Raw genomic sequence first — 24,197 nt, 5'->3', positions numbered from 1 at the left:
ACGAGGCCGAATCATCCGCTGACAGGATCATGACCGTAAACCACGACGATCGTTCGACAAAGCCGCAATCGACCCCGCCCGCCGCCGGTGAACTGGGCGTGGATACCGGCGGCACCTTCACCGACGTGATCGCCCGCGAGCACGGCCGGCTGGCGGTCTACAAGATCGCCTCTACGCCCGACGCCCCGGAAGCGGCGGTTATCGACGGCGTGCGCCATTTTGCCGGCGACGCCGCCGCGGACTGGCGTATCGTGCATGGCTCGACGGTCGCCACCAACGCCGTGCTGGAAAACAAGCTCGCGCGCACCGCCTATATCGCCAATACCGGCTTTGCCGATGTGCTCACCATCGGTCGTCAGGCGCGGCGCGAGTTGTATGCGCTGGAGCCTGCGCCCAATCCGGTCCCGGTCGAGCCCGGCCTGTGTTTCGAAATCGATGCGCGCCGCGACGCGAAAGGCCAATCGCTGGTCGCCCTCGACGAGGACATGTGCGACGCGCTGGTCGACAAGCTGCGCGAGGCCGGTGTGGAGGCGGTGGCCATCAACCTGTTGTTTGCGTTTCTCAACGGCGACGACGAAGCCGCTATCGAAACCGCCTTGCGCGCCGCATTGCCCGATCTGGCCATTGCCCGCGGCAGTCGTGTGCTGCCCGAATACGGCGAATACGAGCGCGGTATCGCCACCTGGCTCAACGCCGCGCTTGGCCCGACCGTGGGCGGCTATCTGCGCCGGCTCGAAAAGGCGCTCGAACGGGTGGCGATCATGCACGGCGCGGCCGGCACGGTCGGTGTCGACCAGGCTGCGGACAACGCCGTGAATCTGTTGTTGTCCGGACCGGCCGGCGGACTGCTGGGCGCACGCTTCGTGGCCCGCGCGGCCGGTCTCGAGCGCGTGCTTACGCTTGATATGGGCGGTACCAGCAGCGATGTGGCGCTGGTCGCCGACGAACTGGCCTTGACCAGCAAGACCCGGATCGCCGGTTACCCGGTGGCCGTGCCCATGGTCGACATGCATACCATCGGCGCGGGCGGCGGTTCGATCGCCTGGCTGGATGCCGGCGGGTTGCTACAGGTCGGCCCCGCGTCGGCCGGTGCCGAACCCGGCCCCGCCTGCTACGGCAAGGGCGGCGAACAGCCCACCGTGACCGATGCCCATGTCGTGCTCGGCCGCCTGCCGGCCTCGACTCAGCTGGGCGGGCATATGGGCCTGGATGTGGATGCCGCCCGGCGGGCGGTTTCGCGTATCGCCGAACCGCTCGATCTGAGCGTGGAAGCGGCCGCTGCCGGCATTCTGCGTATTGCCGATGAAGCCATGACCGGTGCCCTGCGGGTGATTTCGGTCGCCCGCGGTGAACCCGTGGCCGACGACAGCCTGCTGTGTTTCGGCGGGGCGGGGCCGTTGCATGCCTGTGCGCTGGCTGACGGCATGGGCATGAAACGGGTGCTCATCCCGGTATTCGCCGGCGTGCTCTCGGCGCTGGGCATGCTGGTGGCACGACGCTCGCGCGAGCGCTCGCTGAGTATTCTGCAGCCGTTGGCGGATATCGATGGCAACGAAATCGACAGCTGGCTGGCGCCGCTGCGCGAAGCCACCCGCGATGAGCTGGTCGCCGAAGGCGTGGCCGAAGCCGATATCGAGGAACGCCTGAGCGCGGATTTGCGCTATGCCGGCCAGAGTGCCTCGCTCAATCTCGCCTGGCGTGCGCCGGACGAACTGATGCGGGCTTTTCATGAAGCGCACGAAGCGCGCTACGGCCATCGCTTCGATTTGAGCGTGGAACTGGTCAATCTGCGCCTGCACCGTGCCGGGCCGGTGCCGGATGTCGAGCTGCCGGATATCGAAGCTGGCGAAGGCGCGCCCGAGACCGCGCGAACCGTGGCAGTACATGAATGCGGCGACGCGGTGCCGCTCTACGAGCGCGAGTCGCTACGCGCAGGCCAGCATTTCGAGGGCCCGGCGATCGTGCGCGAGCAGGTCACCACGACATGGATCGCGCCAGGCTGGTCTGCCGAGGTCGATACCAAGGGCAATCTGTTGCTGCGCCGGGACTAGGGCCTATCTCGCGACGACCGGTCCCAAAAGGCAGGACGCACAAAAAAACCGGCGCACGGCCGGTTCTTTCGCGATCGGCACCGGCGCGTCACGCCGGTACAGCGAAGATCACTTGATCTTGGCTTCCTTGAAGGTCACGTGCTTGCGCGCCTTGGGATCGTACTTCTTCATCTCGAGCTTGTCGGGCGTGTTCCGCTTGTTCTTGTACGTGGTGTAGAAGAACCCGGTATCCGCCGTCGAGACCATGCGTACTTTTTCGCGCATTATGCTTTCTCCTGCTTGCGGATCTTGGCAAGCACTGTATCGATGCCCTGGCGGTCGATAATACGCATGCCCTTGGCAGACACGCGCAGGCGCACATAGCGCTTTTCCGATTCCACCCAGAAACGATGCCAGTGCAGGTTGGGCACAAAGCGACGTTTCGTCTTGTTGTGGGCGTGCGAGACGTTGTAACCGGTGACCGGCTTTTTGCCGGTGACCTGACAGATCTGGGACATGACTAACTCCTGGGTCGCGCGCTCATGCGTCAGCGAGCCGCGCATTTAACCATCAATAACCGCGCGACACAACCGTTGTGCGCCAGAATTTGCAGGCCGCCGGTACGAAACGCGGCGGCCCGCAAGCCCGGCTGCTGTCTTAGAAGTTCACGCGTGCGCCGACACGGATCTCGTTGTCGAAGCCGATATCGCGACGCGACGTCTCGATGTCGCTGGCACGGAAATCGGCCGTGAGCGCGAGCGCGTCGTTGACGTAGCCCAGCGCACGCACGCCATAGCGCACACCGTCGGCATCGCCCAGGCCCGAGCCCAGATCGCCGTAATCGACCCAGCCGACATGCGGGTTGATTTCGATACGCGGATCGACCATCCAGCGCAGACCGACATCGGCGCCATAGCCGTTGGCGTCGGCATCGTCATTGCTGCCCGGCAGGTCGTCGAGGTTCAGGCGCTCGAAGGAGACCTGGCCGTAATAGCCCACGCCCGTGCCATCGCCGCGGCCGAAGTCGTAGAAATCGTTGGCGCCGACACCGATGCTGGTGCGATTGGCGTCGAATGCACTGCTGTCCACATCGACCCAGTCATAGCGGCCATTGACGTAAACATTGGGCGTGATCGCGACCGAGCCTTCGATGCCATAGCCGTCGTAATCGTGACCGGTGCCATGGGCGTCGCCATCGACGATCCAGTCGCCCTGAACATAGCTGTAATCGGGCGCGCCGGGCGTATCGTTGGGCGCGGCAATGCCGACCATCGGTACCAGGGATACACTCAGGGCGAGCAGGGTCTTGTTCATCGGATCTTCTCCTGTTGAGCGCAGAACTTATTGAAAGATAAGCAAGTTCGCGGCTGGCGCAAGCTAGTGGCTGGGTCGCGGTGTGTCAAAGCGTATTTGTGCTGAGAGACCGCCCCCGGTAATAAAACACCCCGCCGAAGCGGGGTGCCGGGACCGCGGCCGCGCACCCGCGCGACCGCCGGATTCTTTACGCCGTCGGCGCTAGAAGCTGTAGCGCGCGCCCACCTTGACTTCATTGCCGAAGTCCAGGCCGGCGCTGCCGATGTCGTAATCGGTCTTGGCATATTCGGCCGACAGGGCGAGATTGTCGGTCAGGTAGCCGAGCGTGCGCAGGCTGTAGCGCATGCCGTCGCCCTTGCCCAGATCCACGCCGTCGCCGGAATTGCGGCCGTAGTCGACATAACCGATGTTCGGGTTGATCTCGACGGCCGGGTCGACCATCCAGCGCAGGCCGGCATCGATGCCGTAGCCGGTGGCGCTCGTATCGGCGCTGCCGACCACATCGTCGAACTGCAGCCGCTCGTAGGACACCTGGCCGTAATAGCCGATGCCGGTGCCTTCGGCGCCGCCGTAGTCGTAGAAGTCATTGAGGCCCACACCGAGGCTGCCGCGATCGACATCGGTACGCGAGTCGTCCACATCCAGGCGGTCATAACGGCCTTTTACATAGACGTGCGGCACGATGGCCGCCGAGCCTTCGAGGCCGAAACCGTCATAGTCGGCATCCGCGCCGTCGACCTTGCCGTTGGGGATATAGTCGCCCTGGACATAGGTATAGCTCGGGCCCTCGGCGCTGGTCGGGGCGGCGATGGCGGCAAACGGTACGCAGGCGGCGCCGATCAGGATCACGGCCTGTCTATTGATGTGCTTCATGATGTACTCCAAAACGGTGGGGCCGGTGCAGACCGGCCGGGACAGCAATCTGTCCGCGCACATCATCTTAATTTTAAATTAACGAAACATTAACGCGTCTTAACGGCGCTGCGAAGCCTTTGTGGGCAAGGGCTAGAGCAACCCGCGTTCGGCGAACGAGACGGTTTGGCGCGCGGCGATGACCAGATGATCGAGCACGCGTACGTCGACCAGCGCGAGTGCGTCGGCCAGTCGATGGGTGATATCGCGATCGGCCGCGCTGGGCTCGGCCACGCCCGAGGGATGGTTGTGGGCGAGGATCACCGCGGCCGCGTTGTGGCGCAGCGCGGCCTTGACCACCTCGCGCGGATAGACCGCCGCGCCATCGATGGTGCCGCGAAAGAGTTCCTCGAAGGCGATGACATGATTGCGCGTGTTCAAAAACACACAGGCGAAGACCTCGTGCGGCACATGGGCCAGTTTGAGAGTGAGATAGCGCCGGGTGGCTTCCGGTGCGCTGAGTACGTCCACCTCGGCCAGGGTTTCCGTGGCATGACGGCGTGCCATTTCCATGACTGCCTGCAACTGGGCGAACTTGGCCACGCCCAGGCCGCGGGTCGCACAGAAGGTCTTCTGGTCGGCGGCCAGCAGCGCGCCGAGGCTTTCATATTCGCTAAGTAGCTGACGGGCGAGATCGACCGCGCTCGCCCCGCGTACGCCCACCCGTAGAAAAATGGCCAGCAGTTCGGCATCCGACAGCGCCCCCGCGCCGCGTTCCAGCAGTTTTTCTCGCGGCCGCTCGGCGGCCGGCCAGTCGGCAATCCCCATCGCATATCCTCCGTATCGTTGTTTTGCGATCCTCGTGGTCTGTTATCGGCGGGCAGACGGGGTTAATCCTGTAATTGCAAAGCAAGCGCCGTCCAGTCAGGCAGGTACAATGGCCACCATGTCTATGCTTGCCCATCGCAGAATCCTGCTCGGCGTGACCGGCAGTATCGCGGCCTACAAGGCGGCCGCGCTCGTACGCCGGCTGGTCGAAGCCGGGGCCGAGGTCCAGGTGGTGATGACCGAGTCGGCCAAACGTTTCATCACACCGATGACACTGGCCGCGCTATCCGGTCATGCGGTACGCGACAGCCTCTGGGACGAGGCTGCCGAATTGAACATGGGCCATATCGAACTGGCCCGCTGGGCCGATCTGATCGTGATCGCGCCGGCCTCGGCGGATACGCTGGCCCGTCTGTGTGCCGGCCGGGCCGACGATCTGCTGTCCACGCTGTGTCTGGCAAGTCATGCCGAGGTGCTGGTCGCCCCGGCGATGAATTACGTCATGTGGGCGCATCCGGCCACCTGCGCGAATGTCGAAACGCTGGGCGCACGGGGCGTGCGTTTCATCGGCCCAGCCGAGGGCGCACTGGCCGAGCGTGAAAGCGGCGCTGGGCGCATGGTCGAGCCGGAGGCGATCCGCGATGCGGTCATCGATTATTTCGAAGCCACCGCCGGCGAGGGCGTGCTCGCCGACCGCCATGTGGTGATTACGGCCGGACCCACGCGCGAAGCGCTCGATCCGGTGCGCTTCATTACCAATCATTCCTCCGGACGTATGGGCTATGCCCTGGCTGCGGCCTGTGCCGATGCCGGCGCCCGTGTGACGCTGGTGTCCGGGCCGACCGCCCTGGCTGTGCCCGCCGGGGTGGAACGTGTGGATGTACAGTCGGCCGCGGATATGCACGCCGCGGTCATGGCCGTAATCGACAGTGCGGATATCTTCATCGGCGCGGCGGCCGTTGCTGATTACCGGCCGGCCACCACCGCGGCCGACAAGATCAAGAAGTCCGACGGCGATACCAGCCTGGCGCTGACTCGGACCCGCGATATCATCGCCGACGTGGCCGCAGCCCACCCCTATCTGTTCACGCTGGGTTTTGCGGCCGAAACCACCGACATGCAGGCCAGTGCGCGTTCCAAGCGTGAACGCAAGAAGCTGTCGATGGTTGCCGGCAATATCGTCGGCCCGGAACATGCGTTCGGCCGCGACGACAACGCGCTATACGTGGTCTGGGACGGCGGCGAGCGTGAACTCGCCCAGGCCAGCAAACACGAACTGGCCGAACAGCTGGTCGATCTCATCGCCGAACGCATGGCCGCCGAAGTCGGCCTGTTACCCGAGTCATCCGAAGGAAATGTTTGATGTCCCGTTTGCAGGTCAAGGTGCTCGATGCCCGTCTGGGCCGCGATTTCGAATTGCCGCAACGGGCCACGGCCGGCTCGGCCGGTATCGATCTGCGCGCCATGCTCGAGGCCCCGCTCACGCTTGCCCCGGGCGACTGTGAACTGCTGCCCACGGGGCTGGCGATTCATATTGCCGATCCGAATCTGGCCGGCCTGATCCTGCCGCGCTCGGGGCTGGGCCATAAGCACGGCATCGTGCTGGGCAATCTCGTCGGGCTGATCGATTCCGACTACCAGGGCCCGTTGATGGTGTCCTGCTGGAACCGCGGTACGGCCGAATTCACCATCGATGTCGGCGAGCGTATCGCCCAGTTCGTGCTCGTGCCGGTTGTCGCCCCCGAGCTTGAGGTGGTTGAAGCCTTCGACGACAGCGCCCGTGGCGCAGGCGGCTTCGGTTCGACCGGCAGCCGCTGAGTAGTACGCCCATGACACCATTCGAACAAAACAAACGTATGTCACTCGATCCCGAACAGGCCGCGCGCGTGGCCCGCGTGCTGGGCGAAGCCTTGCCCTATATCCGGCGGTTTGCCGGCAAGACGGTGGTGATCAAGTATGGCGGCAACGCCATGACCGATCCCGAGCTCAAGTCCGGCTTTGCCCGCGATATCGCGCTCATGAAACTGGTCGGCTTCAACCCGGTGGTGGTGCACGGCGGCGGCCCGCAGATCGGCAAGCTGCTGGAGCGCGTCGGCAAGCAGACCGAGTTCATCAAGGGCATGCGGGTCACCGACGAAGAAACCATGGACGTGGTCGAAATGGTGCTCGGCGGGCTGGTGAACAAGGAGATCGTCAATCTCATCAACCAGCACGGCGGCCGTGCGGTGGGCCTGACCGGCAAGGACGGCGGGCTGATTCATGCCCGCAAGCTGGCGCTGGTGGGTGACGATACCGACCTGGGTTTCGTCGGCGAGGTGTCGCATATCGACCCGCGTATTGTGAAACGCCTTGAAGCCGACGATTTCATCCCCGTGATCGCGCCGATTGGTGTCGGTGCGGACGGGCGCAGCTACAACATCAACGCGGATCTGGTCGCTGGCAAGATCGCCTCCGTGCTCGAAGCCGAAAAACTCATGCTGCTGACCAATACGCCCGGCGTGCTCGACGGTGAGGGGCATCTGCTGACCGGCCTGGCACCTGGTCAGGTCAAGGAATTAATCGAGGCCGGGGTGATCCATGGCGGCATGTTGCCCAAGATCCAGTGCGCGCTGGATGCGGTGGCTTCGGGGGTGACATCGGCCCATATCGTCGATGGCCGAGTGGAAAACGCGGTACTCCTCGAGCTGTTCACCGATGCCGGCGTTGGGACCCAGATCACCCGCCAACCCGCCGAACCCCCGGCAGCGAACGATCCCGAGCCGGCCTGAATTCAGGCCGGCTCGGGTGCGCCGGTTCATGCGCCAGATCGATGGTTAGAAAGTCGCCCAGTCGGCATCTTCTTCGAGCATGGGCCGGGCCGGCGCCTGTCGTGGCGTAGTGACCGCCACCCGGGCCGGGGCGGCCGGGCGGGTTTGTGCCTGGTGGGGCGCGGGTGACGTGTTGTCCTCAGGCAGTTCGAAGAAGGCGATCTGCTTTTCGAGCGCGCCGGCCTGTTCTTCCAGGGACAGACTCGCCGCTGCCGACTCCTCGACGAGGGACGCATTCTTCTGGGTCGTGGTATCCATTTGCGATACCGCGATATTGACCTGGTCGATGCCGTGGGCCTGCTCGTTGCCCGCTGCGGCAATTTCGGAAATCAGGTCGCCGACCTGGGCGATCGAACCGACGATCTCCTTGAGCAGGGTTCCGGACAGCTCGACCTGATTCGAACCGTCGGCCACCTTGGCCGCGCTGTCCTCGACCAGTGTCTTGATATCCTTGGCCGCGGCTGCGCTGCGGCTGGCCAGGTTACGCACTTCCGAGGCAACCACCGCGAACCCGCGGCCCTGTTCGCCGGCGCGCGCGGCCTCGACCGATGCGTTGAGCGCCAACAGGTTGGTCTGGAAGGCGATATCGTCGATCAGGCCGACGATTTCGCTGATGCGCTTGCTCGATGCGCTGATTTCGCCCATCGCATGCACCGCGCGGGTCACCACCTCGTCGCCTTCGCCGGCTCGTGTGCGTACGGCATGGGCGAGCTGGTCGGCCTGAGTGGCGTTGTCGGCGTTCTGTTTGACCGTCGCGGTCATCTGTTCCATCGACGCCGCGGTTTCCTCGAGGCTTGCCGCCTGCTGCTGTGTGCGTGTGCTGAGCTCGTCGTTGCCGGAGGCGATTTCGCGTGCACCGGCGTGCACGTTCTGGCTGAGTTCGCGTAGCGAGATCACCAGGGCGGTCAGCTGTGCGCGTTGCTCGGCCATCGCTGCGAGTAGCCGGCCGACTTCATCGCTGCCGCGGACCGTGATCTCGCGGCGCAGGTTGCCGCGGGCCACGTTCTCGACCACATCGACGGCGTAATCCAGCGGCTTCGTAATGCTGCGCGTGATGATCCAGGCGAACACGATGGCCAAAACGATTGCTGTACCGGCGAACGCCAGCAGCGCGATCATCGAACTGCGCTGCTGAGCCTCGAGCGTGGGAATGCTCTGGGCCATGCGCGTATCGGCCAGTTGATCGATCGCTTCGGCCATCGACTCGAGATCGTAGATCGACTGCTTGTACTCTGAGAATGCGGTATTGGCGGCGGCGGTCGAACTCAACTCGCCGTCGCGGATACGCGCATAGGTGCGATCGAAGCCGTCGCGATAGCCGGCCAGTGCGCTCGCTGCATCGCGGTAGAGTGCACGCTGCTTGTCGTTGACGGCCAGCTGCGCGCCGTCCTGGAGCACGCCGACGAGTGCCTTGTGGTTATCGTCCCATGCCTGCTTGTAGTCGGCACGCTTGGCGGCATTCCCGATATTAATGAAGGTGTCTTTTTCGTAGCGTCGCGCTTGCAGCCCAAGACGCTGAACTTCTGCCGAATTGAGCGCGATTTGCGTATCCACGCTGATCGCGCGCGTTGCGGTCGCGGCCACGTGGTTGAGGCCGTAGGTCGCCACTGCTGTATCGACGATCAGAAGAAGCGTCAATATGCCGAAGGCGAGCCCCAGACGGCGGCCGATGCCGAGCCGATTGAGCATGAGGAAGACCGGTTGGTTAAAAGTTGAACTCTTATCGACGCGGATGGGCATTGCTTGAGAAAAGCGCCTCGATGTAGCGCGGCCATGCGCGTGCAAAGCGCCTAAGGCGCGGCGCGTCGGCGAGATCTTCGGCGTGCAACGCCAGGCCGAGCAGCCATGCCACGGTCGGTGCGATATCCGCGTTCTCGGCTTGTTCGGGTACGCCCGGGATGTTGTCGTTGCCGTTCGAGGGCGGGGCGCCGGCGGTGTCCGGCGCGGTCAGGTCCACCGACGCATTGTGTCGTTACAGCGGCCACGCAATGCGACGCATAAGACAAGCCAGGCCGCGATATGCCATTCCGTCGGCATCGTGATCCCCCAAGCCCATGCTACGAGTGCCGGGTGCTTCATCGCCACGTCGGCATGCCTACGGCAGAGCGCAGGTTGGCACGGGCACGCTATGGCGATCGGGTTTCAGCCATATGTCGTGCTTGAACGGCCGGTCAGCGCCTACCGCTTAGATCGCGCAGGTAGGTATCATCGGGCGTGATGACATAAAAGCAGCGCTTGTCCTTGAACGCGACGAACGGCCCCGGCAGGGCCTGCGGAGCCACATTCGTGTCGTTTTCGGATTCGGATACCCCGCCGCAGCCGTGTGATGAGACCGGGCCAACCTTGCGCCATTCGCCGTCGATCTGCGCATAGGCCGAACCATAGCGATGACCGGAGGACGAGCGGGTGAAAACCCACCAGAAAGTCATGTTCGGATGCTGTGCGCGCACCAGCGTACAGCGCCCCGGTGAGTGCAGACACTCGGGCCATGCCTCGGCGGCTGTCGTGATGAATTCAGCCGGTACGGCCGTATCGCCGGGAACAATATTGAACGTCGCGGCAATCGCGTCGGGGTCGGTCGTATCGACCGTCGGTTCGACATCTGTTGTCGACGGATTGTCGAGTACGGCCGCGATCCGTTGGGCGACGCGTGGATGGCCGTCGGCGAAATCGCTGTCACGCAACCGCTTCAGTTCGGCGACGCCATAGGCGCCGAGCTTATTGCGTAGATAGTTGTAGTCGAAGTGCGCCGGTGCGACGCGAGACTCGGTCAGCCGTTGGGCCTGGTTATGCGCACTCAGCGCGCGCAGATCGGCCAGCGGCGTATTGACCAGAATCAGCGTGCCGGCGACGACCAGGCCCATGACGACGTTGATCCGCTGCAGTCTTGCGCTGGCCTTGGCGCGTGACCAAAGGATCACCAGCGCATAGCTGAGTGCATAGGAGGCGATCAGGGCCAGCAGCACGACGGCCCAGAGCCGGTCGACGCTCAAGCCGTGCTGGCCGATACGCAGGCCCAGTGCCCAGCTCGCCAGAACGACGTTGAGCGGCAGGAGTATGACGGCCCCCCAAACCAGCGCGCGTAGCGGGCGTGGATAACCCGTTTCCTGTGGTGCTTCGAGAAATGCCGTGGCGAACAATGCCAGCAGTACCACGCTGAGCATCATCATCAGCGAGGCCGCACGCCCGGTCGCCCATATCTGTTCGACGCCGACCCACGGTAACGCCAGGGCAAAGAGCACGATGGCCAGCGCTACGGGTACCAGCAGCACACGTAGCAGGGCGCGGGTGATGGCGCTCAACGTCGCGATCAGTCGCGGCTGGTTGCGTATGACGACCAGCGCTATGCCGGCGATCAGGCCGTTGCACAGATACCCGAACAGTTCGTTGTTCAAAAGCTGCGAGAACAGCGTAATGCCGATGGCATCGAAAAGCATCGCCCAGAGTGTCAGCAGCCCCCAGGCAATGCCGAGAAACACGCTCACGAGCACGATGCAGAATAGCTGCTCGTGGGTGTAGATCAGCAGCTGCGGATAGTCAAAGACGGGTTTGTGCTGTGCGGTCCAGGCACGCAGATAGCTGGCGAGCACGAACACCGCGGCGCCCATGCTCAGTGCGAAACTCAAGAGGAAGGCATCGGTCGGGGAGCTGTGATTTTCGAACGGCTCGCACAGCCAGCCCAGATGCCAACCGAGGCCGAACAGCAGAGGTGCGAGCAGGACGGCCGCGATCAGATTGCGTATGTCGTACAGACGTTCGCAGCCCAGATAAAACAGCAGTGGCAACAGGCCGGCGACGACATAGGCGCCGTACAGCCAACGCGGCGCATCGAAAGCGTCGCTCGCCTGCGCAAGCCCATAAAGTGCAAGCGCCTGCGCTACGGCAAGTGCGACCAACGCATAGCGCGTAAGCCGGTCGAGGCCCGGCGTGTAGTCGCTGTTCGCGTCGGTGCTGTGCTGGCTCACGCGACGCCGTACTCGTCGCGATAGCGTTTGATTGCGGCCAGCCTGTCGTCGTCCAGCCCGGCGCGTTCGGCATAGCCGATCACATCGTCGAGATTGGCCACGGCGACCGTGGGAATGCCTTCGTCTTCAGCCAGTGCCTGCAGCGGCGAGCGCGCATCCGTGCCGCGTTCCTGGCGATCGAGCGCAATGAGCACGCCGGCGACTTCGCTGCCGGCGTTGCGAATCATGGCGATGGCTTCGCGCACGGCAGTGCCGGCGGTCATGACGTCGTCGACGATCACCACGCGCTGGCCCAGCGGCGCGCCGACCAGCGTGCCGCCTTCGCCGTGATCCTTGGCTTCCTTGCGGTTGTAGGTGAACGGGACGTCGCGGCCGTGATCGGCGAGCGCACAGGCGACAGTGGCCACCAGCGGGATACCTTTATAAGCGGGGCCAAACAGGCTGTCGTAGTCGATGCCGGCATGCGTGAGCGCCGCGGCATAGCCGGCGGCCAGGCGTTTCATGCCGGCGCCGGAGGCGATCGCGCCCATATTGAAGAAGTAGGGGCTCACACGACCCGACTTGAGCTGGAACTCGCCGAACTTGAGCGCGTCGTAGGTAGCGGCAAGGGCCAGAAAATCCTGGCTATGGTCGGTGGGCGGCGCAGACATGGGCAGTTCCCGGCGTGGTTGGATCGTACGGGCTTGGCAAGCACGTATGATAAGGCCTGCGCGGCGCAGCGGCGAGCCGTCACCGAGACGGTCCGCCGCGCGCAAGCGCTTGTCAATCAAGCCAAACAGGTCAAACAAGGGAACGTCGATGCGGGTCATGTCCTTCAACGCCAACGGTATTCGTGCCGCGCAGCGCAAGGGGTTTTTCGAGTGGATGGCCACCCAGGACCCGGACGTGGTCTGTATCCAGGAACTCAAGGCCCAGCAGCATCAGCTTGAGGGGGTGGCCGCGTTCTGGCCCGAGGGCTATCACTGCTTCTATGAAGAGGCGACCAATCGCAAGGGCTATTCGGGTGTTGCGATCTATTCCAGGCGCGAACCCGATGAGATCATCCGTGGCATGGGCCACGAGGAATTCGACGCCGAGGGCCGCTATATCGAGGCGCGCTTCAAGATGCCAGACGGCGATCTGAGCATTGCCAGCCTGTATGCGCCCTCGGGTTCGTCGGGCGATCATCGCCAGGATTCCAAGGAGCGCTATCTGCTGCATTTCCCGGAGCTGCTGGCGGCGCGTGCGGCCGCGCCCGGGGATTATCTGGTCTGTGGCGACTGGAACATCGCGCACAAGGAAATCGATCTCAAGAACTGGAAGAACAACAAGAAGAATTCGGGCTTTCTGCCCCACGAGCGCGAATGGATGGACCGGCTGTTCGGCGAGATGGGCCTGGTCGACGTGTTTCGCGAAATCAACCCGAACGAGGATCAGTTCACCTGGTGGTCCAATCGCGGGCGGGCTTGGGACAACAACGTCGGGTGGCGCATCGACTATCACGTGGCCACCCCCAATCTGGCGGCCAAGGCCACCGCCGAATCGGTATATCGCGCCGAACGGCTCTCCGATCATGCCCCGCTGACGATTGATTACGATGTCGACTTCTGAAGGCCTCGACACCGCAGGCAAGGGCCGGCGTGACTGGCGCGCGGCGCTCGAAGTCTATGCCCAGCCGCGGGTCATCGGCATGGCCTTTCTCGGCTTCGCCTCGGGGCTGCCGTTTCTGCTGGTGTTTTCCACGCTCTCGGCCTGGCTGGCCCAGGAGGGCGTGTCCAAGACCACGATCGGGTTCTTCTCGTGGATCGGGATGATGTACTCGATCAAGTTTTTCTGGGCGCCGGTGGTCGATCGCCTGCCGCTGCCCGTACTTGGCCGTCTGCTGGGCCGGCGCCGGGCCTGGATGCTATTGGCTCAATGTGGGCTCATGGCCGGTCTGATCGCGATGGCGACGACCGACCCCACCCAGAATCTCGCTGCGCTTGCCTGGTTCGGTTTGCTGGTGGCGTTTTCCTCGGCCACCCAGGATGTGGCGATCGATGCCTGGCGTATCGAGGCGGTAGACGAAAGTATTCAGGGCGCGATGGCGGCCACCTATCAGGCCGGCTATCGCATCGCGTTGCTCACCGCTGGCGCGGGCGCGTTCTATATCGCCTCGGGCACATCCTGGCCGTTCACGTATTTCGTCATGGCCGGGCTCGTCGGCGTGGGCATGGTGACCGTGTTGCTGGTCGCCGAACCGGAAGCCTCGGCGCGAGCGTCGCTGCTGCCGGAAGAGCCCTGGGTGAAGGCGCATCTGCAACGGTGTGGTTTTCTGCCCGAGCCGGTGCGCGGCGCCTATGGCTGGGTGCTGGGCGCGGTGGTGTGTCCGCTGGTGGATTTCTTCGCCCGCTACGGCATGCCGGCGATCATCATTCTGTTGTTCGTGAGCCTGTTCCGGGTGACCGATATCACGCTCGGCGTGATGGCCAACCCGTTCTATCTGGACATGCATTATTCGCTCAACGAAATCGCGAGCGTGACCAAGCTGTTCGGCATTGCCATGACCCTCGGCGGCGCGGCGCTGGGCGGCGTGCTGATCGTGCGCTACGGCATTCTCAAGCCGCTGCTGGCCAGTGCCATTCTTGCGGCCGCGACCAATCTCGCTTTTGCCTGGCTGGCTTCGCAGGCGCCGGATGCGCAGAGTCTGCTGCTGTTCAGTACCGGGCTGATGGATATGGCCACCCGCGGCGACAGTGCTGCTTTTTTGTGGACGCCGTTTCTGAATACGCCCTGGCAGCCGGGTAATCCGGGGCTGCTGTCGCTGGCGCTGACCGTATCTGCGGATAATCTGTCGGGTGGTATGGCCGGCTCCGCGTTCATCGCCTATTTATCTAGCCTGACGAATACTCAATACACGGCAACCCAGTACGCCCTGTTTTCATCGCTAATGACTTTGCCCGGCAAATATATCGGCGGTTATTCGGGCTGGGTGGTCGACAACTTCGGCTATCTGCCGTTTTTCAGCTACACCGCGCTGGCGGGCGTGCCCGCGATTTTGCTGGCGGTATGGCTGTTTTATATTCACCGGCATGAACAACCGGCTCATAAACCACAGGAATCGGCGTCATGAAGCATTCGAATCACTGGCTCAAAGCTTTGGTCGTGTTGCCGGCCAGCCTCGTACCGCTGGCTGTATTCGCGGCCACGCCGGCCGATCAGAGCCGGGTCGATGCCATGGCCTTGTACAACCGCGGCGCCGCAGTGGTGCAGACCACGCGCGATATCCCGCTCAAGTCCGGTGCCCAGACCATTGGCTGGCCGATCTCCGGGCGCCTGCGCGCGGATACGCTCTGGCTCGAAGGCGAGGGCGTGCGCCTGACCGGGCTGAGTACGAATATGCCCGATGACAGCGGTCAGGGGCTGCTGGCCGCGCGTATCGGCCAGCCGGTTACGCTGCTGCCGGCCAATGACGAAGGCGATGCCAGCGCGCGCGAGGCTACGCTGGTGGCGGCCAATGGTGACACGCTGCTGGTACGCGTGGATGATCATATCGAACGCTTGGGTCCGAATTCGCCCTGGCGTATCACCTGGCCGGCCGGCGACGACAGCGCCGCCGGGCTTAGCCTGGATATCGACGCCGACAAGGCCGGCAAGCAGGCACTGACCGCGACCTATCAGATCGACGGGCCGAGTTGGCAGGCCAGTTATACTGGGCGTTTCGATGCCCAGGCCGGCCAGCTGGAACTGGCCAGCATGGCGGTAATCGACAATAGCGCCGGCGCGCGATTGGCCGCCGACAAGGCATGGCTGGTCGCCGGCGATGTCGCGCGTAGCACGGGCAATGCGCCCGCACCGATGATGATGGCGCGCGCCGAGGCCAAGGCCAGCGATGCCGGTGCGCCCCAGGCCAGCGGCGATACCTATCGCTATGCGCTCGACAACGGCATCGAGGTCGCTGCCGGCGGCATTCGTGCGGTGTCGATCATGGTGCCGAAAACCTTCGAGGCCACACGCAGCTATCGCTTTGAGAACAGCTTCTATTCGATCAGCCGCGACAGCCAGCGCAGCCATGCCCAGATCCGTCTGGCCTTCGACAATAATGCCGATGTGCCGCTGCCGGCCGGCGTGGTGCGGGTCTACGACAGCAGCGGCGCGGCCAATCTGATGGGCGAAGACCGTATTGGCGACACGCCCAAACAGGCGCCGGTCACGCTCACGCTCGGTACGGCTTTCGACCTGACCAGCGAGCGTCGCCTGGTCGAGGATCGCAAGACCGGCGAGAACGCGCGTCGACGCACGATCGAGATCACCTTGCACAACGCCAGCGCCGATAGCGCGAGCGTCGAGGTCATCGAACACCTACCCGAGGGCGCGCGTATCGAATCGGCGCAACCGACGGTCGCCGATGACGCCCCGGCGAATACCGCCCAGTGGCAGGTCGATGTGCCAGCCAATGGTGAACAGACCGTTCGCTATACGGTGAGTTGGGAGAACTAGCCGATGGCGACCCGTGATCTGGCCCTCATCGGCGTACGGCTGATTGCGTTCTATCTGGTCGTACGCGGCCTTTTGGTCGCGGCCCAGAGTGTGCCCTACCTCTGGGCGAGTCAGTCGGTCGATGACCCGTCATTGGTACAGCTGAGCGTGCTGCTGCAACTGGTCGTGCCGGTCGTGCTGGCGGCGTTGATGTGGCTTGGCGCGCCGTGGCTTGCGGACCGTATGACGCGCGCCAGTGCGGGGGCTATCGAGCCGGGCGGTTTGAGCGCCGAGGCGGTCGCGGCGACGGCCTTTGGCGTGGCCGGCGTGGTCGTGCTGATTCACGGTCTGCCGCAATTGACATGGAGCGCGGTCCAGGCGCTGGTCGTAAGTCGGCAAACCGGTACCGCGTTTACGGCGCACGATCCGTGGTGGCAGGTGGCGGCGCTGGCCCTGCGTTGCGTGCTGGCGATAGCCGTCGTGTGCGGCGCGCGTTCGCTGGGTCGGTGGGTGCTTCGGCTACGCACGCTGGGCCTGCATTCGGGCGCGTCGTGAGCTGCTGCACGCCAATCGTTTTTATGCATGCGGGATGGGGTGGCCGATGAAAAGGCTTTTTCTGTCGTCCTCGTTTGCCCAGGTCGCAGATGAGTTCGCACGATTCGTCGGCGACGACTGCGCGGGCAAGCGTGTGACCTTCATCGCCACGGCCAGTGTGGTCGAACGTGTGAATTTCTATGTCGAGCAGGGCCGGCAGGCGTTACAGCGTCAGGGCCTCGAAGTCGACGCGCTGGATATTTCCACGGCCACGCGCGAACAGACACGCCGCACGCTGCAAGACAACGACTATATCTATGTCAGCGGCGGCAATACGTTCTATCTGCTCCAGGAGCTGCGAAGAACAGGTGCCGACCAGGCGCTGGTTCGGCAAGTCGAGTTGGGCACGCCCTACCTGGGTGAATCGGCGGGGGCGATGGTCATCGCACCGCATATCGAATACGTGCGGTTTATGGACGATCCCGCGGCGGCCCCCGATCTGGATGCCTTGACCGGGCTGGGGCTGATCGACTTCTTTCCGGTTCCGCATTACGGCAACGCCCCGTTTGCCGAGGCCGCCGAACAGATCATGGCCACGTATGGTGCAACGCTCGCGCTTCGGCCCTTGAGCAATACGCAGGCGGTGATTGTCGACGGCGAGCGCGTTGCGGTTGTGGGCGCCTGAGCCGATCGGCGCGCGCGGCTAATGGTCGCGCTTGACGATCTCGGTGGCGATTGCGCGTAGCGGGTCGGCATCGTCGCCGAATGGCGCCAGCGCCGCGAGCGCGTCCTGGTACAGGCGGTTTGCATAATCGCGCGCCGCGTCCAGGCCGAGCAGGGCCGGATAGGTGGCCTTGGCATGGGCGATATCCGCACCCTGTGTCTTGCCCAGCGTCTGCGTATCGGATTCGATATCGAGCACGTCGTCGCGTACCTGAAACGCCAGCCCGATATGCTCGGCAAAGCGATCCAGCGCGGCGCGGCGATCGGCGTCCAGCGACGGCCGGGTATCGGCGGCCAGACGCACGCAGGCACGCAACAGCGCGCCCGTCTTGTGCCGATGCAGGCGTTCGAGCGTGGCCTGGTCGATCGTCTTGCCTTCGCTGGCCATATCCAGCACCTGCCCGCCCACCATCCCGCGCGAGCCGCAGGCCAGCGCCAGCGTATGCGTACGCGCGGCAGCGATCTCGGGTCGGTCGGCCACGCTCACATCCGTCGCCAGCACTTCGAAGGCCAGACTTTGCAGGGCATCGCCGGCCAGAATGGCGGTCGCCTCGTCGTAGGCGATATGCACGGTGGGCTGGCCGCGGCGCAGGGCATCGTCGTCCATGGCCGGCAGGTCGTCGTGAATGAGCGAATAGGCATGGATGAGTTCGACCGCGGTGGCCGGCGCATCCAGGTGTTCGGCGGCGATGCCGAGGGTTTGGCCGGTGGCATGGACCAGCCGCGGGCGAATACGTTTGCCGCCGCCGAGCACGGCATAGCGCATTGCCGCGTGCAGCCGTGTCGGTTCGGTATCGGCGCCGGGCAGCGCGCGTTCGAGTGCTGCTTCGATACGGGCAGAACAGGCGTTGGATGCGTCGGTGGCCATGGGCGGGCAAGCCGTTGTTGAGCGGCGCTTTGATAGACGATGGCGCGCTAGCTAGCCACTAAAGCGCGAAGCGGTCAAATAGCCGGATCGCGCGAAGGGCGATCGCCGCTTGAAGATTCGATGACGGGCGCGCCGCTCGGCGAACTCCGGGTGGCACCGCGTGGTCCATCGCTATCGAACGAGCGAGTGGGCGGGCATCCCAGGAGACGAACATGCGTCGGCGTCGAAATACGTTGCGAAACACCTTGAGCTGCGTGCTGGCAACGCTTGTCGTGGTGGTTTGTCTGGGCGTGTGGAACGCGGCGGCCCGCGAGCCGGCCCCGGCGCTGGTCGAGCGTTTCGACAGCCTGCTGCTCACGACGATGAAACAGGGCGACGTGCTCGATTTCGATCAGCGCTACCATCGCATCGCCCAACGTATCGATACGGATTTCGATATCGCCCAGATTGCCCACCGGCGCCTGGGCGGGCAATGGGCGCAGATGAGCGCGCAGGCGCGTCACGCCTATGTGGCCCGGCTTCGACATACGCTGATTGCGCGCTATGCACACGACTACGACCACTATGCCGGTCAGCATTTCATGATATCCGGGCTGCGAACGCTCGCCGGCGACACCCGCGAGGTCGAAGCTGCTCTGGTCATGCCCGACGGCCGGCGTCGGGTGACGCACTATATTCTGGCCAGCGACCACGGCCGCTGGCGGGTGGTCGGCCTGTCGCAGCCGAGCGGCTATGCCCAGGCCGCGATCACGAACGAGGACACGCCGCAGGCGCTTTTCGGCTGGCTCGGCCGGCCAGGTACGCCGGCTACCCACAAGTCGCCGCCGGTCTGACGGCGGCAATTAATCGGCGAGTACGCGCTCGACCGTGTCCCAGTGATCGGCCCGAATACGCGGCCATTCGAGTTTCAGCCAGGGCGTGTAGCGCTCGGGATGCTCGGCCAATTCGCGATCCAGGGTGTCGGGCGTAACCGCCTGGCTGGCCGCGATCTCGTTGGCATTGGTGGTCACCGGCGTATCCGATTTTGCGACATAGACCGAGCACAGCTCGTGTTCGGCGCCGATGGTGCCGAAATGGGCATGGTATTCGAAGCGATACAAAAATGTGAGTTCGGCGCTTACGCCCAGTTCTTCGTGCAAACGCCGGCTGGCGGCATCGTCGACGGTTTCGCCGCGGCGCGGGTGGCTGCAGCAGCTGTTGGCCCAGTAGCCGCCCCATAGCTGTTTACCGGGCGCGCGCTGCTGTAGCCAGACCCGGCCCATGTCGTCGAACAAAAAGATGGAAAAGGCGCGATGCAGTACGCCATCGCCTTCGTGGGCAGCCGCCTTGGGTTTGTAGCCGAGTACGTTGTCGTCGCTGTCGACGAGGATGAGCGGCTCGTCGTCGAACGACACGATCGGGGCGGTGGAGTCAGGGTTGGACATGGACGGCTCAACGAATTTCGGTAATGAATGTGTTGTAGCCCGCGCTGCGCATGGCGGATGCAATCGCCTGGCAACGCTCGGGCTCGCTGATCGCGATCATCGCGCCGCCACCGCCGCCGCCGGTGAGCTTGGCGCCCAGCGCGCCGTTATCGCGCGCGATCTGGACCAGTTCCTCAATCTCGCGCGAGGAGACCTGCAGCGCATTGAGCAGGCCGTGGTCGATGTTCATGAGTTCGCCGAGTTCGACCAGGTCGCCTTTGCGCATGGCCTCGGCGCCGGCCAGCGCCAGTGCATCGATCTGAGAAAAGATCGATTCATACCGTTCGGGGTTTTTCTGCCAGGCAGCACGCACGCTGCCCACCGTCTGCATGGTGAGCGTCGCCACGCCCGACAGGCCGATGACTACCGGAATGGGGTGTGGTGTTGTCAGATCCTGGATATCGGCACGGCTATTGGCGTTGTCGCGGCGAAAGAGAATCGGCTTGCCGAACGTCGCCAGCGTGTTGTCGATGCCCGATGGCGTGCCGTGAGCGATCTTTTCGCAGTCGAAGGCAAGATTGGAAATCTCGCGCTCGCTGATTTCGATATCGAAACAACGTGCCATGGCACGGATCACGGCGACCGCGAGCGCAGCTGATGCGCCGAGCCCGTTCGCGCGCGGGATATGCGGAAAGACGTCGATACGCATGCCGCGATCGGCCAGGCCGAGGCGCTCGGCGATAAGCGTGATCGACGCATGCAACGAGCTGATCGCGCGTTCCGGCTCCGCCAGGCGCATTTCCACGCCCCAGCGCGGAATGACCAGATCGATATGGTTGGCTTGCGCGGTGACTTCCGCGCGCACATGCAGCGGAATAGGCGCAGCGATCGCATGCCGGCCATACACCACGGAATGCTCGCCGAGCAGGATGATCTTGCCGTAACCGATATCGCCGGCGGTATCGGCGTGTTCGATCACGTCCTGATGCGTGTTCGTACTCGTATTAACCTGCTCGAGCCGGGCGGTGTCTTCCAGCTCGGCGATGATCTCGCGTGCTTTCCATACCTTGATATCGCCGGCGGCGATCAGCCGGTCGACTACATCGTCGAAGATCGCGGCATCCGCACCCGCGGCCATCGCGACGCTGCGTGCATGCAACGTCATGTGGCCGCGCTGAATGCCGTGCGTCGAGAGTGCCTTGATCGCGGCAAAGTTCTGGGCCAGGCCCACCGCACCCATGACTTCGGCCAGTTCGGCCGCGGATTGAATACCCAGCACGCGATGCGCGATCTTGACTGCCTGGTTCGACTCGACCTGGCCGCCCACCGTGCCGATCTTGAGTGGAATATCGAGTTCGCCGACCAGATCCCCGGCTGCGTTGGCATACCAGCGGGTCAGCGAACTGTAGCGCCCGGTGCGCGCGGCATAGGCATGGGCCGCAGCTTCAATCGCGCGCCAGTCGTTGCCGGTGGCAATCGCTACGGCATCGATGCCGTTCATGATGCCCTTGTTATGGGTCGTGGCCCGATAAGGGTCCGTTTCGGCGAACTCGTTCGCGAGGATGATGCCGTCGCGTACTTCCTCTCCCGAATAATCGCCGGCGGCGAGACGGGCGGTCGGGATCACCGCTTTCGAGCGCACCAGCGCGCGGTCAGTGAGATTCGACAGAATGCGCAGGAAAACGCGCCCGCCCGAGATCTTTTCCACCAACGGCGCGGCGCCTTCGCACATCGTATTGACGAGATTCGCGCCCATCGCATCGCGCGTATCCACAAGCAGGTGCACGACCAGCATTTCGCCGTGCGCGGCGGTGCTGCCGTGGGTATGCACCTCGATTTCACGCGCGCCGCCACCGCGCGCGACCATGTTCGGATGCAGGCTGTTGGCCAGATCCAGAATTTCCTGGGCGTTCTGCAGCAACGCCTGGCGCGCGTGAGCCGCATGCGGCACGCCCACGATCTGTATCTGGCCGATGAGCAAAGGGCGCTCGGCATGACTTTCGAACCCGCCGGCGCCACGCACGATCTTGGCCGCGGAGCTGACTGCGGCGATGATCGAGGGCTCTTCGACCACCATCGGTACGAGATAGTCGCGGCCGTTGATCTGGAAATTCAGGCCCAGGCCCATCGGCAGCCCGAATACGCTGATCACGTTCTCGATCAGCCGGTCGGCCTGGGCGGCATCCATCATGTGGGTGCCATCGACGAGCATCTCGTATTCGCGCTCGTCGATGACCTCGCGCTCGAGCAGAACGCGCAGCCGGTTGGCGACGGAAAACTTGTAGAACGAAGGTATCCGGGAATGACTCATCGCAATTGAAAGCGTTTCGTGACAGGGCGAAAACGAGGCCGGAGCCGGGTTCCCGCTAAAGATCAGGGGCGCAGTTTATCGCAGACCGATGGCAGACCGGCGTCAGCCCGGCGATTGCGGCGTCCGACAGGCCACGCCGGCGGCGCCGAAATCCAGGTCCACGACCCGTGCGCCGGCCTGTTCAAGCGCGGCGTGCAACCGCTTTTCCCCATCACCACGTTGTGCGAACACCAGACCCACATCGCCGCCACCGGCGCCCGATGTCTTGAATACGCCGCCATGCTTTGCCGCCAGATCGGCCAGTTGAAAATGCTGCGGTGTGACAATACCGGCGCCGGCCGCGGCATCGAGTCGACATAGCGCAGCAAAATAATCGGCGGCGAGCGTGAGAAAGCTGCGCGTATCATTGAGGCTACCCACGACGGCGTCCGCCAGCGCGCGCAAATCTGCCATGTATCGGGCATGGGCGTCCGGCGCGCGGTTGCCGTAATCCGCTACGCGTTCGACGAGGTCGGGTGTGCTCGCGCCAGTGCCCGTAACCAGCGCGTAGGCCGCGAGATCGGCAGGCCAGGTGAGCGGTATGGGCGTGTGATCGCGGGTATAGCTGATCAAACCGCCGTAGACGGCGGCTGCCACGTCGCCACCGCTGCCACGTCCGTTCTGGGCTGTGCGATGGGCGGCGATCGCGCGCATTGCCAGGGCGCCCTTGTCGAGCGATTCACCGCTTGCCTGCGACAGGGCCGCGGTCAGCGCGGCAGCCACCGCCGCGCTCGATCCCAGCCCGAGCTTATGGCCGTCCTGGGCAAAATCCCGGCTATCGATCGTAACGTGCTGCGCGGTCAGGCGTGTGCCCAGCGCTGCAGCGCTATGCGCGCGTACTGCCTCGAACACAACGAGCTTGCTGCGTGTGGCGGCGTCGAACTCAGGGGGGGGCTGAAGGTCGGCGCCGAGATCGAGATCCCGAATACCCAGATTCGCAGCGGTGAGGCGCCAGCGCGCATCGGGCGAGGGCGTGGCCCTGACATGCACGCGCCGATCGACAGCCGTGAGCAACGCCGGCGCGCCGGCGAGTACCGCATATTCGCCGATCAGAAACAGCTTGCCGGGGGCGCTGGCTTCGACGGCCACGTTCAGTCGAGCGGGTGGGCGCCGGGCCCGAGGCCGCTGATACGCGTATCCAGCACGCCAGGTACGTCGGCCAGTACAGCAGCAACCTCAGCTGTATGTTCGGGCGCACAGATCGCCTTGACCTGGGGGCCGGCGTCGATCGTGAAATAAACCGGCGTACCGGCAGCGCGCAGCGCGCGTATTGCGTGCATCGAGGCAACCGTCGCGGCATTCCAGTAGATCAGCCCGGGGCGCGTCGACAGCATCAGGCCGTGCAGCTTCAGACAGCTCATCTCTGTGAGCGCGCCTACGGTTTCGAAATCGCGGGCGGCGATGGCATCGCGCATGCTCGCCAGATCGTCCGGTGCTCGTGCGACCCAGGCATCGTAATAATCGGAACGCTCGTCGAGTGCGGCCATGCCGGCGGTGGAATTCACGCTTTTCGCGTTGCGATCGGTAATCGCGACGACCACGCCCAACGGCCAGTCCTCGGCATTCAGTAGCGGCTCGGCGTAGGCGTCTTCGCCGCCTTCGGCCTGGCCGCGGTGCATTTCCACGATGCCGCCGAATATCGAACGCGCTGCCGAGCCGGAACCCTGGCGGGCCAGAATCGATAAGTCGCGCGCACTCGTTTCAAGGCCGGCGGCTCGACAGCCGGCCAATGCCAGCGCGCTGTAACCCGATGCAGACGATGCCAGGCCGGCACCAGTGGGAAAATTGTTCCAGGATTCAACGCGGGCGCGATGCGCGATGCCGGCGCGTGCGCGAATCAGGTCTAGAAACTTCGTGAATGGCGCAGCATCGACCTTGCGCCCGCCGATATCGACGCTGTCGCGTTCGGCGCCGGCATGAAAGCCCACGCGGGTATCGGTATAGAGCCCGTCGAGGGTAATCGAGATCGAGCCCACCGCCGGCAGATTGAGCGCGGCATCGCGTTTGCCCCAGTACTTGATCAGGGCGATGTTGCTGTGCGCGCGGGCAGTGACAGGCGAAATCGGTGCAGCAGCCATCGGGCGAG

General features: G+C 64.2%; 24 protein-coding genes. 10 read left to right on the top strand and 14 right to left on the bottom strand.

Going from position 1 to position 24,197, the window contains the following annotated elements; genetic code table 11:
- Positions 1-29 precede the first annotated feature (29 nt).
- Positions 30-2,051 (top strand): hydantoinase/oxoprolinase family protein, encoded by a 2,022-nt coding sequence (locus tag T5B8_RS11625; protein ID WP_353178898.1) that lies wholly within the window; start codon positions 30-32, stop codon positions 2,049-2,051.
- A gap of 108 nt (positions 2,052-2,159) precedes the next feature.
- On the opposite strand, the gene rpmG is transcribed toward T5B8_RS11625, so the two are convergent.
- The 5 genes from rpmG to radC form a co-directional block, all read right to left on the bottom strand.
- The gene (gene rpmG / locus T5B8_RS11620) at positions 2,160-2,315 is read right to left on the bottom strand and encodes a 50S ribosomal protein L33 (RefSeq protein WP_209060564.1); all 156 of its coding nucleotides are present in this window, start codon (positions 2,313-2,315) and stop codon (positions 2,160-2,162) included.
- On the bottom strand, positions 2,315-2,548 hold the full coding sequence (gene rpmB, locus T5B8_RS11615) for a 50S ribosomal protein L28 (protein ID WP_006912358.1): 234 nt from the start codon (positions 2,546-2,548) through the stop codon (positions 2,315-2,317). The genes rpmG and rpmB overlap by 1 nt, the downstream gene beginning before the upstream one ends.
- A gap of 139 nt (positions 2,549-2,687) precedes the next feature.
- Positions 2,688-3,344: a putative outer membrane beta-barrel protein gene (locus tag T5B8_RS11610; RefSeq protein WP_353178896.1), complete on the bottom strand. Its 657-nt coding sequence runs from the start codon at positions 3,342-3,344 to the stop codon at positions 2,688-2,690.
- Positions 3,345-3,545: 201 nt separating this feature from the next.
- Complete coding sequence (locus tag T5B8_RS11605; RefSeq protein WP_353178894.1) at positions 3,546-4,217, bottom strand: outer membrane beta-barrel protein; 672 nt, start codon at positions 4,215-4,217, stop codon at positions 3,546-3,548.
- Positions 4,218-4,349: 132 nt separating this feature from the next.
- The gene (gene radC, locus T5B8_RS11600; RefSeq protein WP_353178892.1) at positions 4,350-5,024 is read right to left on the bottom strand and encodes a RadC family protein; all 675 of its coding nucleotides are present in this window, start codon (positions 5,022-5,024) and stop codon (positions 4,350-4,352) included.
- Between the two features lie 118 nt (positions 5,025-5,142).
- Between radC and coaBC the strand changes: the two genes are divergently transcribed.
- From coaBC to argB, 3 genes are read left to right on the top strand one after another with little or no spacing between them, the layout of a single operon-like run.
- Positions 5,143-6,387 carry a bifunctional phosphopantothenoylcysteine decarboxylase/phosphopantothenate--cysteine ligase CoaBC gene (coaBC, locus tag T5B8_RS11595; protein WP_353178928.1) on the top strand — a complete coding sequence of 415 codons (1,245 nt, stop codon included), beginning with the start codon at positions 5,143-5,145 and terminating at the stop codon, positions 6,385-6,387.
- The gene (dut, locus tag T5B8_RS11590) at positions 6,387-6,842 is read left to right on the top strand and encodes a dUTP diphosphatase (protein WP_353178890.1); all 456 of its coding nucleotides are present in this window, start codon (positions 6,387-6,389) and stop codon (positions 6,840-6,842) included. The genes coaBC and dut overlap by 1 nt, the downstream gene beginning before the upstream one ends.
- 38 nt (positions 6,843-6,880) lie before the next feature.
- On the top strand, positions 6,881-7,792 hold the full coding sequence (argB, locus tag T5B8_RS11585; protein ID WP_353178888.1) for an acetylglutamate kinase: 912 nt from the start codon (positions 6,881-6,883) through the stop codon (positions 7,790-7,792).
- Positions 7,793-7,837: 45 nt separating this feature from the next.
- Here argB and T5B8_RS11580 read toward each other — a convergent pair whose 3' ends face one another.
- The 4 genes from T5B8_RS11580 to pyrE form a co-directional block, all read right to left on the bottom strand.
- The gene (locus T5B8_RS11580) at positions 7,838-9,520 is read right to left on the bottom strand and encodes a methyl-accepting chemotaxis protein (RefSeq protein WP_353178886.1); all 1,683 of its coding nucleotides are present in this window, start codon (positions 9,518-9,520) and stop codon (positions 7,838-7,840) included.
- Positions 9,521-9,551: 31 nt separating this feature from the next.
- The gene (locus T5B8_RS11575) at positions 9,552-9,788 is read right to left on the bottom strand and encodes a hypothetical protein (RefSeq protein WP_353178884.1); all 237 of its coding nucleotides are present in this window, start codon (positions 9,786-9,788) and stop codon (positions 9,552-9,554) included.
- A 214-nt stretch (positions 9,789-10,002) separates the two neighbouring features.
- On the bottom strand, positions 10,003-11,796 hold the full coding sequence (locus T5B8_RS11570) for a DUF4153 domain-containing protein (RefSeq protein WP_353178882.1): 1,794 nt from the start codon (positions 11,794-11,796) through the stop codon (positions 10,003-10,005).
- Entirely contained in the window at positions 11,793-12,446 is a 654-nt protein-coding gene (gene pyrE, locus T5B8_RS11565) for an orotate phosphoribosyltransferase (RefSeq protein ID WP_353178880.1), read from the bottom strand. The genes T5B8_RS11570 and pyrE overlap by 4 nt, the downstream gene beginning before the upstream one ends.
- 148 nt (positions 12,447-12,594) lie before the next feature.
- Here pyrE and T5B8_RS11560 point away from each other — a divergent pair, with 148 nt between their 5' ends.
- Genes T5B8_RS11560 through T5B8_RS11540 form a run of 5 tightly spaced genes read left to right on the top strand, consistent with a single transcriptional unit; the run spans position 12,595 to position 17,452 of the window.
- Entirely contained in the window at positions 12,595-13,386 is a 792-nt protein-coding gene (locus T5B8_RS11560; protein ID WP_353178878.1) for an exodeoxyribonuclease III, read from the top strand.
- Complete coding sequence (locus tag T5B8_RS11555; protein WP_353178876.1) at positions 13,373-14,887, top strand: AmpG family muropeptide MFS transporter; 1,515 nt, start codon at positions 13,373-13,375, stop codon at positions 14,885-14,887. The genes T5B8_RS11560 and T5B8_RS11555 overlap by 14 nt, the downstream gene beginning before the upstream one ends.
- Positions 14,884-16,254 carry a DUF4139 domain-containing protein gene (locus T5B8_RS11550; protein WP_353178874.1) on the top strand — a complete coding sequence of 457 codons (1,371 nt, stop codon included), beginning with the start codon at positions 14,884-14,886 and terminating at the stop codon, positions 16,252-16,254. The genes T5B8_RS11555 and T5B8_RS11550 overlap by 4 nt, the downstream gene beginning before the upstream one ends.
- Before the next feature lie 3 nt (positions 16,255-16,257).
- The gene (locus tag T5B8_RS11545) at positions 16,258-16,788 is read left to right on the top strand and encodes a hypothetical protein (protein WP_353178872.1); all 531 of its coding nucleotides are present in this window, start codon (positions 16,258-16,260) and stop codon (positions 16,786-16,788) included.
- 46 nt (positions 16,789-16,834) lie between these two features.
- Positions 16,835-17,452, top strand: coding sequence for a Type 1 glutamine amidotransferase-like domain-containing protein (locus tag T5B8_RS11540; RefSeq protein WP_353178870.1), 618 nt, complete (start codon positions 16,835-16,837; stop codon positions 17,450-17,452).
- 18 nt (positions 17,453-17,470) lie between these two features.
- Here T5B8_RS11540 and T5B8_RS11535 read toward each other — a convergent pair whose 3' ends face one another.
- On the bottom strand, positions 17,471-18,358 hold the full coding sequence (locus T5B8_RS11535; RefSeq protein ID WP_353178868.1) for a farnesyl diphosphate synthase: 888 nt from the start codon (positions 18,356-18,358) through the stop codon (positions 17,471-17,473).
- 212 nt (positions 18,359-18,570) lie between these two features.
- Between T5B8_RS11535 and T5B8_RS11530 the strand changes: the two genes are divergently transcribed.
- Positions 18,571-19,191 carry an ABC transporter substrate-binding protein gene (locus T5B8_RS11530; RefSeq protein ID WP_353178866.1) on the top strand — a complete coding sequence of 207 codons (621 nt, stop codon included), beginning with the start codon at positions 18,571-18,573 and terminating at the stop codon, positions 19,189-19,191.
- A gap of 9 nt (positions 19,192-19,200) precedes the next feature.
- On the opposite strand, the gene idi is transcribed toward T5B8_RS11530, so the two are convergent.
- The 4 genes from idi to mvaD are packed head-to-tail and all read right to left on the bottom strand — an operon-like array spanning position 19,201 to position 24,189.
- On the bottom strand, positions 19,201-19,782 hold the full coding sequence (idi, locus tag T5B8_RS11525; RefSeq protein ID WP_353178864.1) for an isopentenyl-diphosphate Delta-isomerase: 582 nt from the start codon (positions 19,780-19,782) through the stop codon (positions 19,201-19,203).
- A 7-nt stretch (positions 19,783-19,789) separates the two neighbouring features.
- Positions 19,790-22,135 (bottom strand): hydroxymethylglutaryl-CoA reductase, degradative, encoded by a 2,346-nt coding sequence (locus T5B8_RS11520; protein WP_502950797.1) that lies wholly within the window; start codon positions 22,133-22,135, stop codon positions 19,790-19,792.
- A gap of 39 nt (positions 22,136-22,174) precedes the next feature.
- Positions 22,175-23,200 carry a mevalonate kinase family protein gene (locus tag T5B8_RS11515; protein WP_353178862.1) on the bottom strand — a complete coding sequence of 342 codons (1,026 nt, stop codon included), beginning with the start codon at positions 23,198-23,200 and terminating at the stop codon, positions 22,175-22,177.
- Positions 23,201-23,202: 2 nt separating this feature from the next.
- Positions 23,203-24,189 carry a diphosphomevalonate decarboxylase gene (gene mvaD, locus T5B8_RS11510; protein WP_353178860.1) on the bottom strand — a complete coding sequence of 329 codons (987 nt, stop codon included), beginning with the start codon at positions 24,187-24,189 and terminating at the stop codon, positions 23,203-23,205.
- Positions 24,190-24,197: the final 8 nt, after the last annotated feature.

The organism is Salinisphaera sp. T5B8, assembly GCF_040361255.1.
GTDB lineage: Bacteria > Pseudomonadota > Gammaproteobacteria > Nevskiales > Salinisphaeraceae > Salinisphaera.
Note: the sequence above shows the minus strand (reverse complement) of the source record. Positions and strands in the feature narration are given on the sequence as shown.

Coding starts and splice junctions, on each gene's coding strand:
- radC (WP_353178892.1), bottom strand. CDS start 5,024: ATGGGGATTGCCGACTGGCCGGCCGCCGAGCGGCCGCGAGAAAAACTG.
- mvaD (WP_353178860.1), bottom strand. CDS start 24,189: ATGGCTGCTGCACCGATTTCGCCTGTCACTGCCCGCGCGCACAGCAAC.
- T5B8_RS11605 (WP_353178894.1), bottom strand. CDS start 4,217: ATGAAGCACATCAATAGACAGGCCGTGATCCTGATCGGCGCCGCCTGC.
- rpmG (WP_209060564.1), bottom strand. CDS start 2,315: ATGCGCGAAAAAGTACGCATGGTCTCGACGGCGGATACCGGGTTCTTC.
- T5B8_RS11550 (WP_353178874.1), top strand. CDS start 14,884: ATGAAGCATTCGAATCACTGGCTCAAAGCTTTGGTCGTGTTGCCGGCC.
- T5B8_RS11555 (WP_353178876.1), top strand. CDS start 13,373: ATGTCGACTTCTGAAGGCCTCGACACCGCAGGCAAGGGCCGGCGTGAC.
- T5B8_RS11580 (WP_353178886.1), bottom strand. CDS start 9,520: ATGCTCAATCGGCTCGGCATCGGCCGCCGTCTGGGGCTCGCCTTCGGC.
- T5B8_RS11625 (WP_353178898.1), top strand. CDS start 30: ATGACCGTAAACCACGACGATCGTTCGACAAAGCCGCAATCGACCCCG.
- T5B8_RS11610 (WP_353178896.1), bottom strand. CDS start 3,344: ATGAACAAGACCCTGCTCGCCCTGAGTGTATCCCTGGTACCGATGGTC.
- pyrE (WP_353178880.1), bottom strand. CDS start 12,446: ATGTCTGCGCCGCCCACCGACCATAGCCAGGATTTTCTGGCCCTTGCC.
- dut (WP_353178890.1), top strand. CDS start 6,387: ATGTCCCGTTTGCAGGTCAAGGTGCTCGATGCCCGTCTGGGCCGCGAT.
- T5B8_RS11560 (WP_353178878.1), top strand. CDS start 12,595: ATGCGGGTCATGTCCTTCAACGCCAACGGTATTCGTGCCGCGCAGCGC.
- T5B8_RS11540 (WP_353178870.1), top strand. CDS start 16,835: ATGAAAAGGCTTTTTCTGTCGTCCTCGTTTGCCCAGGTCGCAGATGAG.
- T5B8_RS11535 (WP_353178868.1), bottom strand. CDS start 18,358: ATGGCCACCGACGCATCCAACGCCTGTTCTGCCCGTATCGAAGCAGCA.
- coaBC (WP_353178928.1), top strand. CDS start 5,143: ATGTCTATGCTTGCCCATCGCAGAATCCTGCTCGGCGTGACCGGCAGT.
- rpmB (WP_006912358.1), bottom strand. CDS start 2,548: ATGTCCCAGATCTGTCAGGTCACCGGCAAAAAGCCGGTCACCGGTTAC.
- argB (WP_353178888.1), top strand. CDS start 6,881: ATGTCACTCGATCCCGAACAGGCCGCGCGCGTGGCCCGCGTGCTGGGC.
- idi (WP_353178864.1), bottom strand. CDS start 19,782: ATGTCCAACCCTGACTCCACCGCCCCGATCGTGTCGTTCGACGACGAG.
- T5B8_RS11545 (WP_353178872.1), top strand. CDS start 16,258: ATGGCGACCCGTGATCTGGCCCTCATCGGCGTACGGCTGATTGCGTTC.
- T5B8_RS11530 (WP_353178866.1), top strand. CDS start 18,571: ATGCGTCGGCGTCGAAATACGTTGCGAAACACCTTGAGCTGCGTGCTG.